This is a genomic window from Stenotrophomonas sp. YJH_SMC_127 (assembly GCF_059372445.1).
Genome location: NZ_JCAFVO010000005.1, coordinates 91,381 through 105,319, shown reverse-complemented (window position 1 = coordinate 105,319; position 13,939 = coordinate 91,381). Strand labels below are relative to the sequence as shown.

Annotated in this window: 9 protein-coding genes and 3 pseudogenes; 10 read left to right on the top strand and 2 right to left on the bottom strand. The window is 60.4% G+C overall.

The features are described from left to right. The first annotated feature begins 186 nt into the window (after positions 1-186). The 9 genes and pseudogenes from AC5QAB_RS13305 to AC5QAB_RS13265 all read left to right on the top strand — a co-directional run bounded on the left by AC5QAB_RS13305 (position 187) and on the right by AC5QAB_RS13265 (position 9,271). Positions 187-2,019, top strand: a complete 1,833-nt coding sequence (locus AC5QAB_RS13305) for a monovalent cation:proton antiporter-2 (CPA2) family protein (RefSeq protein WP_481445404.1) — start codon at positions 187-189, stop codon at positions 2,017-2,019. A 177-nt stretch (positions 2,020-2,196) separates the two neighbouring features. Beyond that, the gene (folD, locus tag AC5QAB_RS13300) at positions 2,197-3,075 is read left to right on the top strand and encodes a bifunctional methylenetetrahydrofolate dehydrogenase/methenyltetrahydrofolate cyclohydrolase FolD (protein WP_069117134.1); all 879 of its coding nucleotides are present in this window, start codon (positions 2,197-2,199) and stop codon (positions 3,073-3,075) included. Positions 3,076-3,411: 336 nt separating this feature from the next. Then, positions 3,412-4,869 carry an IMP dehydrogenase gene (gene guaB, locus AC5QAB_RS13295; RefSeq protein WP_005416248.1) on the top strand — a complete coding sequence of 486 codons (1,458 nt, stop codon included), beginning with the start codon at positions 3,412-3,414 and terminating at the stop codon, positions 4,867-4,869. Between the two features lie 107 nt (positions 4,870-4,976). Continuing rightward, positions 4,977-5,456, top strand: a complete 480-nt coding sequence (locus tag AC5QAB_RS13290) for a hypothetical protein (RefSeq protein WP_069139963.1) — start codon at positions 4,977-4,979, stop codon at positions 5,454-5,456. After that, on the top strand, positions 5,453-7,018 hold the full coding sequence (gene guaA, locus AC5QAB_RS13285) for a glutamine-hydrolyzing GMP synthase (protein WP_005413109.1): 1,566 nt from the start codon (positions 5,453-5,455) through the stop codon (positions 7,016-7,018). The genes AC5QAB_RS13290 and guaA overlap by 4 nt, the downstream gene beginning before the upstream one ends. Positions 7,019-7,327: 309 nt before the next feature. Next, positions 7,328-7,661 (top strand): annotated as a pseudogene (locus AC5QAB_RS13280) (Arm DNA-binding domain-containing protein); the annotation flags it as partial. A gap of 74 nt (positions 7,662-7,735) precedes the next feature. After that, positions 7,736-8,096: pseudogene (locus tag AC5QAB_RS13275) on the top strand (JAB domain-containing protein); the annotation flags it as partial. Positions 8,097-8,347: 251 nt separating this feature from the next. Next, positions 8,348-8,704 (top strand): helix-turn-helix domain-containing protein, encoded by a 357-nt coding sequence (locus AC5QAB_RS13270; protein ID WP_197561664.1) that lies wholly within the window; start codon positions 8,348-8,350, stop codon positions 8,702-8,704. Positions 8,705-8,731: 27 nt separating this feature from the next. Then, positions 8,732-9,271, top strand: coding sequence for an ImmA/IrrE family metallo-endopeptidase (locus AC5QAB_RS13265; RefSeq protein ID WP_495233471.1), 540 nt, complete (start codon positions 8,732-8,734; stop codon positions 9,269-9,271). Positions 9,272-9,946: 675 nt separating this feature from the next. Here AC5QAB_RS13265 and AC5QAB_RS13260 read toward each other — a convergent pair. Then, the gene (locus AC5QAB_RS13260; RefSeq protein ID WP_197561662.1) at positions 9,947-10,591 is read right to left on the bottom strand and encodes a hypothetical protein; all 645 of its coding nucleotides are present in this window, start codon (positions 10,589-10,591) and stop codon (positions 9,947-9,949) included. Positions 10,592-11,205: 614 nt separating this feature from the next. Then, a complete protein-coding gene (locus AC5QAB_RS13255; protein WP_197561661.1) occupies positions 11,206-11,790 on the bottom strand; it encodes a DUF6338 family protein in 585 nt (194 codons plus the stop codon). Positions 11,791-12,933: 1,143 nt separating this feature from the next. On the opposite strand from AC5QAB_RS13255, the pseudogene AC5QAB_RS13250 reads away from it, so the two are divergent. Beyond that, positions 12,934-13,897, top strand: a pseudogene (locus AC5QAB_RS13250) (IS5 family transposase). Positions 13,898-13,939 lie beyond the last annotated feature (42 nt).

Genomic DNA, 13,939 nt, shown 5'->3' with positions numbered 1-13,939 from the left:
GGCACCCACCGAAGCGGGTGCATGGTTGGCACCCATTGAGGCGCATACATGGTTTCGGGATGATGCTGGGGGTCACTCCCGGTATCGTTCCATCTCCAAGACAATCCGGCGCAACATGCGTGCTATTGCCGTCATCGGCATTGCTCTATTGTTGAACGCGATTCTGGATCTTGGGGAACACACCGCATGGCGGTAGAAGCAGCGACCAGCGAGCTGGTCAAGGTCGTCGCCCTGTTGGGCGCGGCGGTGGTGATGGTGCCTTTGTTCCGTCGGGCCGGCCTGGGCTCGGTGCTGGGCTACTTCGCCGCCGGCCTGGCGATCGGGCCGTTCGGGCTGGGCTGGTTCTCCGACCCGCAGGCCATCCTGCATACCGCCGAACTCGGCGTGGTGATGTTCCTGTTCGTGATCGGCCTGGAAATGCGGCCCTCGCACCTGTGGAGCCTGCGCAAGGAGATCTTTGGGCTGGGCACGCTGCAGATCGTCACCTGTGCGCTGGTGCTGACCAGCATCGCCAAGCTGTTCGGCCTGCCGTGGCAGGTGGCCTTCATCGGTGCCACCGGCTTTGTGCTGACCTCCACCGCAGTGGTGATGCAGTTGCTGGCCGAGCGCGGCGACATCGCGCTGCCGTCGGGGCAGAAGATCGTTTCGATCCTGCTGTTCGAAGACCTGCTGATCGTGCCGCTGCTGGCGCTGGTGGCGTGGATGGGCCCGAGCGCGGGCAGTGCCGACGGCGAGGGCTCGCGCTGGCTGTCGGTGGCGATCGGCGTGGGCGCCATCGTCGGCCTGGTGCTGGTCGGCCGCTTCCTGCTCAATCCGTTGTTCCGCGTGCTGGCCGAATCGAAGGCGCGCGAGGTGATGACCGCCGCCGCGCTGCTGGTGGTGCTGGGTGCGGCGCTGCTGATGCAGCTGTCCGGCCTGTCGATGGCGATGGGCGCGTTCCTGGCCGGCGTGCTGCTGAGCGAGTCGACCTTCCGTCACCAGATCGAAGCGGACATCGAGCCATTCCGCGGCATCCTGCTCGGCCTGTTCTTCCTCAGCGTGGGCATGGCGCTGGACCTGGGCGTGGTGGCTGGCAACTGGCAGCTGATCCTCGGCTTGGTGCTGGCGCTGATGGTGGCCAAGGCGCTGTGCATCTACGTGGTGGCGCGCATCATGGGCAGCGACCACGCGCAGGCGCTGGATCGCGGCGTGCTGATGGCGCAGGGCGGCGAGTTCGCCTTCGTGCTGTTCTCCGCTGCCGCCTCAGCCGGCGTGATCAACCTGGAGATCAATGCCAACTTCACCGCCGTGGTGGTGTTGTCGATGGCGCTGACCCCGCTGGTGGTGCTGGTCTACAAGCGCATCGCGCCGAAGCCGACGGTGAACATGGACGGCGTGGACGAGGCCGAGGGCCTGTCCGGCAGTGTGCTGCTGATCGGCTTCGGCCGCTTCGGCCAGGTCGCCAGCCAGTCGCTGCTGGCGCGCGACGTGGACGTGACCATCATCGACAACGACGTGGAGATGATCCAGAGCGCTGCGCGTTTCGGTTTCAAGATCTACTACGGCGACGGTACGCGACTGGACGTGCTGCATGCCTCGGGCGCGGCGACCGCGCGTGCGATTGCGGTGTGCGTGGACAAGGCCGAGGCCGCCGACCGCATCGTCGAACTGGTGGCGCACGAGTTCCCGCAGGCCAAGCTCATGGTGCGCTCGTTCGACCGCGAGCATTCGCTGCGGCTGATCCATGCCGGCGTCGATTTCCAGATCCGCGAGACGTTTGAATCGGCCGTGCTGTTCGGCCAGGCCGCGCTGGTGGAACTGGGTGCGGATGAAGACGACGCGGTGGAGATTGCCGAGCAGATCCGTCGCCGCGATGCCGAGCGTTTCGAGCTGGAGATTGCCGGTGGTGGTTTGAATGCCGGCGCCAAGATGGTGTTCGGCAACTCCGGCCAGGGCGTGCCGACGCCGACGCCGTTCACCGCGCCGAAGCGGGCGAGCAAGACGTTGAACCCGCAGGACGTGCCGGAAGAGGAAGAATAACGTTTGCGGATCGGATCGCTTTCCAGCGGAAAGGGCTCTGACCCGCTACGTCGTGCTGGGGTCAGAGCCCTTTGCCTGTGGCAAAGGGATCCGACCCCGTCAGGACCCCATCCTGCGGTGGGCGAGGGGGCCTGAATCAGGGACAATAGCGTCCCCGCCGCCCCACGCCTGCTCCCGATGACCGATTCCGCCCCCCAGCACCCTGCCCGCATCCTTGATGGCCGCCGCATCGCCGAGGACCTGCTCGACAGCCTGAAGGTGCGCGTCGACGCCCGCGTGGCGGCCGGTGGCAGCCGCCCGGGCCTGGCCGTGGTGCTGGTCGGTGGCGACCCGGCCTCGACCGTATACGTGCGCAACAAGCGCCGTGCCGCCGAGAAGGTCGGCATCGAGGCACACGACTACGATCTGCCGGCCGGTACCACCGAGGCCGAGCTGCTCGAGCTGATCGACCAGCTCAACGCCGATCCGAAGATCAACGGCATCCTGATCCAGCTGCCGCTGCCGGGCATCCCCGATGCGCGCCGGCTGATCCAGCGCATCGACCCGCGCAAGGACGTGGACGGCTTCCACCCGGAAAACGTCGGCCACCTGGCCCTGCGCGAGTTCGGCCTGCGCCCGTGCACCCCGCGCGGCATCACCACGCTGCTGGGCCACACCGACCAGCCGGTGCGCGGCCGCAATGCCACCATCGTGGGCGTGAGCAACCATGTCGGCCGCCCGATGGGCCTGGAGCTGCTGATCGCCGGCTGCACCGTGACCAGCTGCCACAAGTTCACCCCCAAGGACGTGCTGGAACAGGCCGTGCGCAACGCCGACATCCTGGTGGTGGCGGTGGGCCGCCCGGGCATCGTGCCGGGTGAGTGGGTGAAGCCGGGCGCGGTGGTGATCGACGTCGGCATCAACCGGTTGGACGACGGCCGGCTGGTGGGCGACGTCGGGTTTGAGGCGGCTGCCCAGCGGGCGAGCTGGATCACCCCGGTGCCGGGTGGCGTGGGCCCGATGACCGTGGCCACGCTGATGCAGAACACCCTGGAAGCGGCGGAAGCGCTGAGCTGACCTGCGATTGGGGACATCTGCTGTTGGTGGGTGCCGACCGTTGGTCGGCACAATGCCGGGCAGGCCGATGACCCGCTCCTGGTAGGTGCCAACCTTGGTTGGCACACATCCATCAGGGCCATCGGCCCATCTGGGGTGCCGGTGCCGGACGGATCGTGCCAACCAAGGTTGGCACCTACCAAAGGCGGTTCCGTGGGGGTTCCCAAGCGGCGCGTGGCCCCGGTCCGTCGCCCTGAACCGATCGCCGCCGGCGCGACACTGCGTCGCATCTACCCCCTGCCACGCGGCGCGAAAACAGGGTAAAATGTCGCGCTTCCCCACATCTCGGGTATGCCGATGCTGCGCATCCAGGCTGAAGCACTCACTTACGACGACGTCTCGCTCGTCCCCGCCCACTCGACCATCCTGCCCAAGGACGTCAACCTCGAAACGCGGTTGACTCGCGACCTGAAGCTGAAGCTTCCGATCCTGTCCGCCGCGATGGACACCGTCACCGAAGCCCGCCTGGCCATCGCCATGGCCCAGCTCGGCGGCATGGGCATCATCCACAAGAATCTCAGCCTGGAACAGCAGGCCGCGGAAGTGGCCAAGGTCAAGAAGTTCGAGGCCGGTGTCATCCGCGACCCGATCACCGTCGGCCCGGAAACCACCATCCGCGACGTGCTGGCCCTGACCCAGGCGCACAACATCTCCGGCGTGCCGGTGGTGGGCAGCGACGGCCAGCTGGCCGGCATCGTGACCCACCGCGACATGCGCTTCGAGACCGAGCTGGACGACCCGGTCCGCCACATCATGACCAAGAAGGATCGCCTGATCACGGTCAAGGAAGGCGCCGCGTCTGATGAAGTGCTGCAGCTGCTGCACCGCAACCGCATCGAAAAGGTGCTGGTGGTCAATGATTCGTTCGAACTGCGTGGCCTGATCACCGTCAAGGACATCCAGAAGAACACCGACTTCCCGAACGCTGCCAAGGATCTGTCGACCCGCCTGCTGGTCGGCGCTGCCGTCGGCGTGGGTGGCGATACCGATCGCCGCGTGGAAGCGCTGGTCGCCGCCGGCGTGGACGTGATCGTGGTCGATACCGCGCACGGCCACTCGCAGGGCGTGCTGGACCGCGTCAGCTGGGTCAAGAAGAACTTCCCGAACGTGCAGGTCATCGGTGGCAACATCTGCACCGGCGAAGCCGCACTGGCGCTGCTGGACAGCGGCGCGGACGCCGTCAAGGTCGGCATCGGCCCGGGCTCGATCTGCACCACCCGCGTGGTTGCCGGCGTCGGCGTGCCGCAGGTCACCGCGATTGATCTGGTGGCCGAAGCGCTGCAGGACCGCATCCCGCTGATCGCCGACGGTGGCATCCGCTACTCCGGCGACATCGGCAAGGCGCTGGCCGCCGGTGCCTCGACCATCATGGTCGGCGGCCTGCTGGCCGGTACGGAGGAATCGCCGGGCGAGACCGAGCTGTACCAGGGCCGTTCGTACAAGAGCTACCGCGGCATGGGTTCGCTGGCTGCCATGGAGAAGGGGTCGAAGGACCGCTACTTCCAGGACGCCGCCACCGCCGACAAGCTGGTGCCGGAAGGCATCGAAGGCCGCGTGCCGTACCGCGGCCCGGTGGGCGGCATCATCCACCAGCTGATGGGCGGCCTGCGCGCCACCATGGGCTACGTGGGCTGCGCCACCATCGAAGACATGCGCAGCAAGCCCAAGTTCGTGAAGATCAGCGGCGCCGGCCAGCGTGAGAGCCACGTCCACGACGTGACCATCACCAAAGAGCCGCCGAACTACCGCGCCTGATGCGCTTGCGAACTGCTCTTGCGATTACGGGCAGCCTGCTGATGGCAGGCTGTTCGTTGTCCGAACCGCCGCCGCGCTCCGGGTCTCCGGGCGCGGCGGTTTCGCAATTGCAGGACGTGCAGGCCTGCCAGAACGCATTCTCGCTGCCGAAGGGCTGGCAGGTGCAGGCCGCCGGCGAGCAGCGCTGGCTGTTGAAAGGCACCGGCGAGCGCCCGCTGCAGGTCACCTTGCAATGCATTACCGAGCTGTGGGCTGGCCCGGAAGATCCGGTGACCGATTCGGTGCTGGGGCCGCTGGAGCCGAAGCGGATGAGTGCCGCGATGGCCGATTGGGGTACTGCGAAAGCATCTGGCTATCCGATGCACGCCTTTCAACGGCGCATCGTACCCGGCACCGAAGTGCAGGAAATCGCCGAGCTGCCGCGCGCTGATCGCGCCAACCCCGCCGCACCGCACGGCCTGCTGATGCTGCGCTGGGACGAGGAAGACCCCTCACATATTCAACAACGCGAGGCGTTCATCGCCACGCTGACGCAGAGCCTTGAAGCGCCGGGCGCTGCGAAAAACACCACTGGAACGGCACCATGACCAATATCCATAACGACAAGATCCTCATCCTCGATTTCGGCGCGCAGTACACGCAGCTGATCGCCCGCCGCATCCGCGAGCTGGGCGTCTACTGCGAAATCTGGGCGTGGGACCACAACCCGGCCGAGATCGCCGCGTTCGGCGCCAAGGGCATCATCCTGTCCGGTGGCCCGGAATCGACCACGCTGCCGGGTGCCCCGGCAGCGCCGCAGGAAGTGTTCGACAGCGGCCTGCCGATCTTCGGCATCTGCTACGGCATGCAGACCCTGGCCGCGCAGCTGGGCGGCGCAACCGAAGCCGCTGACCAGCGCGAATTCGGCCACGCCGAAGTGAACGTGATCAACCCGGATGCACTGTTCAAGGGCCTGAGCGACCACGGCGGCGAGCCGAAGCTGAATGTCTGGATGAGCCACGGCGACCACGTCTCCGTTGCACCGCCGGGCTTCACCATCACCGCTACCACCGACCGCATTCCGGTGGCCGCCATGGCCAACGAAGAAAAGCGCTGGTACGGCGTGCAGTTCCACCCGGAAGTGACCCACACCCTGCAGGGCCAGGCGCTGTTGCGCCGCTTCGTGGTGGACGTGTGCGGCTGCCAGACCCTGTGGACCGCCGCCAACATCATCGACGACCAGATCGCCCGTGTGCGCGAACAGGTGGGCGATGACGAAGTGATCCTGGGCCTGTCCGGCGGCGTCGATTCGTCCGTGGTGGCCGCGCTGCTGCACAAGGCCATCGGCGAGAAGCTGACCTGCGTATTCGTGGATACCGGCCTGCTGCGCTGGCAGGAAGGCGACCAGGTGATGGCGATGTTCGCCGAGCACATGGGCGTAAAGGTCGTTCGCGTGAATGCCGCCGACCGTTACTTCGCCGCGCTGGAAGGCGTGAGCGACCCGGAAGCCAAGCGCAAGATCATCGGCAACCTGTTCGTTGAGATCTTCGACGAAGAGTCGAACAAGCTGAAGAACGCCAAGTGGCTGGCGCAGGGCACCATCTACCCGGACGTGATCGAGTCGGCCGGAAGCAAGACCGGCAAGGCGCATGTGATCAAGAGCCACCACAACGTGGGCGGCCTGCCGGAGCACATGAAGCTGGGCCTGGTGGAGCCGCTGCGCGAGCTGTTCAAGGACGAAGTGCGCCGCCTGGGCGTTGAGCTTGGCCTGCCGCGCACCATGGTCTACCGCCATCCGTTCCCGGGCCCGGGCCTGGGCGTGCGTATCCTGGGCGAAGTGAAGCGCGAATACGCCGAGCTGCTGGCCAAGGCCGATGCCATCTTCATTGATGAGCTGCGCAAGGCCGACCTGTACGACAAGACCAGCCAGGCGTTTGCCGTGTTCCTGCCTGTGAAGTCGGTGGGCGTGGTGGGTGATGCCCGTGCGTATGAGTGGGTGATTGCGCTGCGGGCCGTGGAGACGATCGACTTCATGACCGCGCACTGGGCGCATCTGCCGTATGAATTTCTGGGTACGGTGAGCAACCGGATCATCAATGAGTTGCGGGGGGTTTCAAGGGTTGTCTATGACATCTCGGGGAAGCCGCCGGCTACTATTGAGTGGGAATGAGTTGACGTCCTTCGGGGGCTATCGCCAGCTATCGAAAAGCTGCCGTAACGCGTTGAATTGGAAGTAGATTCGTTTCGGCACTTTTCGGTGACTATCGCTGGCCAGCAGAGAAGGTTGGCGGTAGAGCTGATGGTAAAAATCGCGGCCAGATTAAGATACTCGCATTCACTACTCAGACTTTTACCGTCTTTGACGGTAAAAACCTCCTCGGGAAAGCTTGTTTTATGGGGCTTTCCGGGCATCAGCAAGTCTCCAAGTCCTTGACGGTAGAACCTGACGGTAAATCCGTCAAAGCCGGAGGAAACCTCGATGCTGACCGACGCTACACTACGAAATCTGAAGCCTAAGTCAAAGATTTATAAGGCTTCTGACCGGGACGGGATGTACGTGACGGTATAGCCCAGCGGTACCATCACCTTCCGCTATGACTACCGCCTCCATGGCCGCCGCGAGACGCTGACCCTCGGGCGCTATGGTCCTGGCGGCATCTCGCTGGCGATGGCGCGCGAAGTGCTCCTGGACGCGCGCAAAGCCGTTCTCAAGGGTGTCTCGCCCGCGCTGGAGAAGCAGCGCGAGAAGCGCCGGATGGTCGCCATCAAGACCTTCGGCACGGCGATGGACACCTGGCTGGCCAACGCGAGGTTGACCGCTTGCGCTGCGCTGCGCCGTGCTGGCACCGGTGCCGGGCAATTCCGCCCGAGCAACCGGAGCCCGAAGATGTCGCACGAATCCAATTCGCTGGCTGCCTCGTTGATGGTGAGGGACGCACGAGGCCGTCGCTATCGTCCGGCGACCGACGAGCAGATCCTTGAAGCGGCGCGTCAGGTGGTCGATCGCATGACGCAGCGTGGCCTTGCGTTCAAGTCGTCGGCGGACGTCAAGACGTACTTGCAAATCAAGCTGCCCGGTCTCGAGCACGAAGTTTCGCAGTGTTGTTCCTCGATCAGAGCATCGGCTGATCGAGTACGCAGAGCTGTTCCGCGGCACGATCCATGCGGCGGAAGTGCACCTTCGCGAAGTCGTCAAGATGGCGCTGCGGCGCAATGCGGCCGCGGTGATCGTCAGTCACAACCGCCCCTTATGTTGATTCAATGGACGACAACCTACGGCGTTCAAGCCGTTTGACTCCAGGGCACCCAGCTTCTTTTATGAATGAAAGATAAATACAAGGATGAAGGCAGTCATCCGGATAAACCAGATGGTTGAATTTCTTCGCCAGTTCGACGAGGATTCAACCTGCTGGTTGAAGTCCCCTCGACCGAGACAAGACGACGCAAACGCGAAGAACACTAGACACCTACAAATGATGAAGAAGCTAAGGGGCTAATCATGCTTACGGAGTTCGGGAAGACGCTGAGAATGATGAGGATTGCGCACGGGAATAAGACGTTAGGCGACCTAGGCGAAATGCTGGGAGTGAGCGCCACATTCGTTTCGGCAATCGAGACAGGAAAGAAGAGCGTACCGCCTTCATTTATCAATCAATTGCAAGCCAAGCTGGGTCTGGGAACAGACGAGGTTCGGCAACTTGAAGTTGCCGCTGCCAAGCAAGCCAAGGAGATATCCATGGGATTGCACGATAGAACAGACAGAGCTCGAGAGCTTGCAGTGGCATTTGCGCGTCGTTTCGAAAATATGAGCGACGCTGAAGTAGAGAAGATTCTTAACCAACTAGACGATCTATGAAAGCGCACAGGAGAACGCAGCGTGACAATGCCGATGCATTCATACGAAGTACCAGGACGAAGCCGAGATCAGATCATTAATGCGGCAGTCGCACTTCGACAGGCCTTACGGATCAATCACCCCAAGTTCCCCATCCTGCAAGTCGTCGAAGTACTACTTCCTGAGCATGATGAAGACTTCAGCTTTGAGGTGAAGGATCACTCCGAACTCGGTGAACAGCACGGACTGACACGCCCCGAATTGAAAGAGATGTGGATTCGGGAAGACGTTTACGAGGGCGCAAGACGTGGGAATGGCCGAGATCGATTCACGATCGCACACGAGCTCGGTCATTACCTCTTACACAACGAGCCGGGGCTAGCTCGAACCTTGAAGCCGAGGGGGTCATTTCCGTTCTACAAGTGCGCTGAGTGGCAAGCGAATTCGTTCGCAGGAGCGCTACTCATCCCAACCGATGTGGCGCAATCACTTCGCGACCCTTACGCAATTGCCGAAACCTGCGGAGTCAGCGTTGATGCTGCTAATGTCCAACTCAAGGTGCTTGCCCAGAAGGGGCTGCTCAAGTGAAAGAAGCTAGAAATAACAAAGGCAAACCCTGCCAGGTTCGCCTTTGAGTTCAGTGGGAATGCTGCCACCACTGGAGCTTGCAACAGGTGCAACTACGACTCGCATTCTACTGGGATCGAGGTCGCCGTGCAAGTACCCAATCGGGCCGCGAAGGAGGTGTTCTATGCGTGAGCAACTCGAAGCCTGCTCCTAAGGGCTTTCGCTGGGTGTTCTGCCGTTATCGTCGAGTGAAGAATTCGGATAAGGTGCTGGATGCCCATGATTACGGCTATGAAGCGTGGAGCTTCCTAGTTCGTTGCTGACTAACACCGGCGACGACGTAATGTCGTCGCCCTTAATTCAAGGACACGAAAAATGACGAAATCCACCGGTCCCAAAGCCGCGGCCGCGGCTGCAAAAGTACTGGCTTCGAAAAGCACTGGGAACAACTCACGAACCGCAGCCGGCAGCGCTCTGACGCAAAGCCGGACCAACAGTGAACGCACTTCGGCCCGCGCCGCAACTGCAGCGTCAAAGGTTCTTCGAGACGGACGGACCTCTGCGGCATCGAAGTCCGCAGCTGGAAGCGCCCTGTCCCAACGCAAGAAGTAAAGAAGTAGTTACCGGAGCTCAGGAACATCGAGCGCGTGCCCGGCCGCCAGTACAAGCCGGGGGCCGAACGGCCCCCGGCTTGCTTTAGGGTTTGATAGCACTTTCCGCGTTGGCTTCAACAAGCCACTGCTGTGCAAGGACCACAAAATCGGAGTATCCAAGCTCACGCGCATTGAGGCCCGCTTCAGCGCAGAGGGCCGGCAGCGCGCCATAGAAATCGGTGAAAGCGGCCTGTATCCGAAGGTGCCCAGGTATTCCCTTCCGCGCTGACTGTTGAGCAAGCCACTCCCTAACTATGTTGATAATCTTTGCCGGCGATTTGCCATGCGCCTTTACATCTTGACCAGCTATATCAGAAAGACACTTTTGGGTAGTGTACCTCTTATTCTCCATAACCAAAATTGGCCGCGAGGAGAACTTTCGGCCACCAGCCTTTTTGCAAGCAATTACCAACCCGAGTTCAAACGGCATATTGAATCTGGGTAGCTTGTTTTTACGATCCAACCCCACTTCAGACAAGTCGTGAATGCTGAATGGAGACTCGACCACGAGACGGATGATCTTGTCCAGGCGAACGTCGCCTGCGTCCCCCGCTTCCATTGCTGTTCTCGGCCTAAATCCACAGGATAGAACAGCGAATATTATGGAGTGAAACGACTTGGTGTAATCGCCGGTGAACGGACAATTTATGAATACAGAATCAGCATCGACGACAGATTTCGCAGCCATAATTATCCTTTTTTACTGGCCTTCTTCGCGACCTTTCTGACCACGTCCGCCCCCTGCCGCTGTGTCAGTGAACTGCCAGCCACCTTATATGTCTTGACTGGAAACGGCTCCAAATTCCGTGATAGAACACGCGCAGCAATAGATTTTGTCGATTTTTCGGAATAAGGACTGGCCAACGCCCGAGCAGCGTTTCTAGCTTCTGACGCGCTAACACCGGCCGTTCGCGAGACTGGAACAGAGCTACTTGGACTCTTTGAATTCGTTTTCAGTGACCCAGTTTTGCTAGAGGCAGATCCGACCTTTGCAACACGCGAACCACTTTTGGCTGTAGACATAATGACACCCGCTTATGCTAATCGTTTCAGATCGTCGCTAGGTTCGGCAAAAACAAGTCCAAAGCAAGCTCTTACTATAGCTCCGACCTTGAAGAATCAGCCTCACTCTTTCCCAGGAGGCGTATTATTGGACGGATTCCCACCCTGATTCACTGGCTGATAGCCGCCATTAACCTTATCAAGGCCGCCCGGGCTAGTTGGACTTGATGGCTGATAGCCCTTCTCAAAGCCCGTGGGTTTGTAACCTTCGTTTAGCGGCTTCCGGTCATTACTCATTATTCACTCCCTTAGCTCCAGGTGACTTATGTTCTTGCTAAGTATTAGCACACCAGCCGAACGATCAACCTTTCGGAGGAATTCCCCATCATTCCCCAGTAGCCAACACTCTTCCAAGTAGATTTGCTCATCCGCAGGAGAACTCGATGCAAATGAGTTTACTCCGAAGCGACCAGCTATCACATTTCCGTCACTCAAGGTGACTTTAGCCCAGTATGCCTTTCTCTGCATAAAAACATAATCCCAGGGCTTCTCAGTGGGATGCGGGGCATTTCTTTGAAACAGCTCACTCTCCCTTATTTTTTTCCAGAGGAACGCCCAGAATATGGGAGCAATCACGAATACAAAAAGATAAAAAACGTAGTAGCCGAATGGGCATCGGCTCAGCGCCCCACCAGCCTCAATCCACCGGATTGGCAAAAATAGAATGGCGTAGTTGATGCAGCTATAGGCAATAGCGTCAATTAGACGGTCACCGGTAGCTTTGCTGCTCGACGGACACAGAACTTCGTAGGACTTCAGGCTAATGAAGCCTGGCGCCGCGAATGCTATAAAGAGGGCCAGTTTATTTACTTCCCATATATCCATACGCCCCTACAATCCCCTTCAAAATATTCGCCTCGACTCATCCAGCACAGCCGATAGAGTCGTCACTTTTCCACCCAGAGCCCGAATACTAGATCCCCAAAAAGCAAATCACAAGCTATGCCGTCGTCTGGCTGAGAGAAGAGACGCACGGGCCAAGGATCGTGGGCTATAGACATCATGAACAGCCAGCAATCGCTCCCCTGAAGCGTCAATTCCCTGACGCCGATAGAACGAGATCACCGCATCTAGTCCAGATTCATCCGCGATATCAAGGCTCCGAACGCAGTAAGCGACTCTCCGCATTTCTAGCTGAATGCCCTCGATCGTACGAACATCAAGCTCGGCTTTACGCCTCTCCAATCCTAACGAAGCGGCGAGCGCCGCTCGCTTCGCATTGAGCAAGTCTCTAGCAACCTCGTATTTTACGGTCTGCTCATACCTGAATTTCCCCGATAAGCGTTCGTGCTGAGCGTCGCCAACGTCCACTGGGCGCCTCCTACCGATGCTGCTAGGTCATCTACTGATTGAAGCCAACTGTAGACGAACCTGCTTCCGGAGACTAGACAACTCATCCTCCTGTTGCTTAATCAACACAGATGCCTTCTGCCACGTTGCAAAGTAGTGATCTACTAATGCCGCAACCTCCATCAACTGTGCCTTGAGAACGTCGTTCTCAGGCCGCAATCGGGAGAGTCGCTGGCTTCCGCCTATAGCCGATGACCCGCGTCGCCTCTGGGCCTTTTTCAACTCACGTAGGACGCCAGAGTGGTACCGATATAGCGCAGTACGGGATATGCCTGCAGTCTGGCAAAGATTAGCTACGGTCAGAACGGCATCGCAGGTCACCATTTCGGCTAGAACCTGACGCAGCCTCCTCGCAGAGAGCTTGCCGACCTCATCATAGTTCGTTGATGCACTCGTCTCAGACCTCCCTCCCGGCGTCATTGCAGCTATCAGCGTCAATAGAGGCGATGATCTTTTGCGCCTCTTCGACCCTCTCCCTAAGTATCTTCAATGTCTGCAAAGGGAGTGCAGGATCGGTAAGGATGCTCTGAACAAATATGAGGAAAATTTCATGGTAGTGTCGGCCGCTGGCCGGCAGCCTAGCAGGCCATGAAATGAAGAGTGACGGTCGATCATGCACTGACGTTCGGTGACGTGGAGGGCTTGGGCCAGCGCAAGCAAACCCGGCGTGAGCGGTTTCTTGCTGAGATGGACTAGGGTCGTGCCGTGGAAGCGCCTGCTGGCACTGATCGAGCCGTACTACCCGCAGACGGGTCGTCGCGGCTGCCAGCCGTACCCTTTGGCGACAATGCTGCGTGTACATTTCCTGCAACAGTGGTACGCGCTCAGCGATCCGTCCATGGAGGAGGCACTGTATGACACGGCGGTAATGCGCCGTTTCGCCGGGATCAACGGCTTGGACCGTGTTCCTGATGAGACCACGATCCTCAACTTCCGCAGACTGCTTGAGACACATGGGCTGGCGTCAGAAATGCTTAGCGCCGTGAACGCTCATTTGCAGCGCAAAGGCATGAGCCTGCGTGCGGGAACGATCGTGGACGCCACCATCATTCACGCGCCAAGTTCAACAAAGAACGCGGACAAGTCGCGCGATCCGGAGATGCATCAAACCCGGAAAGGCAACCAGTGGTACTTTGGCATGAAGGCGCATATCGGGGTCGATGAGTTTGCCGGACTGGTTCACCATGCGGAGTGCACGGCGGCCAACGTCGGCGACGTAACGGTCACCCACGCGCTTATACGCGGCAAGGAGGCGTGCATCCTCGGCGACAGCGGCTAAACAGGCGCAGACTCGTGACCCGAACTGAAGGACTGTAAAGCCGCGTTCCTGATTGCAAAGAAGCGCGGCAAAGTGAAGGCAATCAAGAACGCGAGGGAGCGGCGTTACCAGGAGCGCTGGGAAACCTCGAAAGCCAGCCTGCGCGCGAAGGTCGAGCACCCCTTCAGAGTCATCAAGCGCCAGTTTGGATATACCAAGGTTCGCTATCGCGGCTTGGCGAAGAACGCCGCTCAGGTGCTGACCCTGTTTGCCCTGTGTTATCTGTGGATGGCACGCCGGCAGCTGATGCCGGCCCATGGGTAAATCCGCCTGGAGGTTCCGAAAAGGAACCTAAAAACCACTTTT

Coding starts and splice junctions, on each gene's coding strand:
- guaA (WP_005413109.1), top strand. CDS start 5,453: ATGACCAATATCCATAACGACAAGATCCTCATCCTCGATTTCGGCGCG.
- AC5QAB_RS13255 (WP_197561661.1), bottom strand. CDS start 11,790: ATGGATATATGGGAAGTAAATAAACTGGCCCTCTTTATAGCATTCGCG.
- AC5QAB_RS13305 (WP_481445404.1), top strand. CDS start 187: ATGGCGGTAGAAGCAGCGACCAGCGAGCTGGTCAAGGTCGTCGCCCTG.
- AC5QAB_RS13265 (WP_495233471.1), top strand. CDS start 8,732: ATGCCGATGCATTCATACGAAGTACCAGGACGAAGCCGAGATCAGATC.
- folD (WP_069117134.1), top strand. CDS start 2,197: ATGACCGATTCCGCCCCCCAGCACCCTGCCCGCATCCTTGATGGCCGC.
- guaB (WP_005416248.1), top strand. CDS start 3,412: ATGCTGCGCATCCAGGCTGAAGCACTCACTTACGACGACGTCTCGCTC.
- AC5QAB_RS13270 (WP_197561664.1), top strand. CDS start 8,348: ATGCTTACGGAGTTCGGGAAGACGCTGAGAATGATGAGGATTGCGCAC.
- AC5QAB_RS13260 (WP_197561662.1), bottom strand. CDS start 10,591: ATGGCTGCGAAATCTGTCGTCGATGCTGATTCTGTATTCATAAATTGT.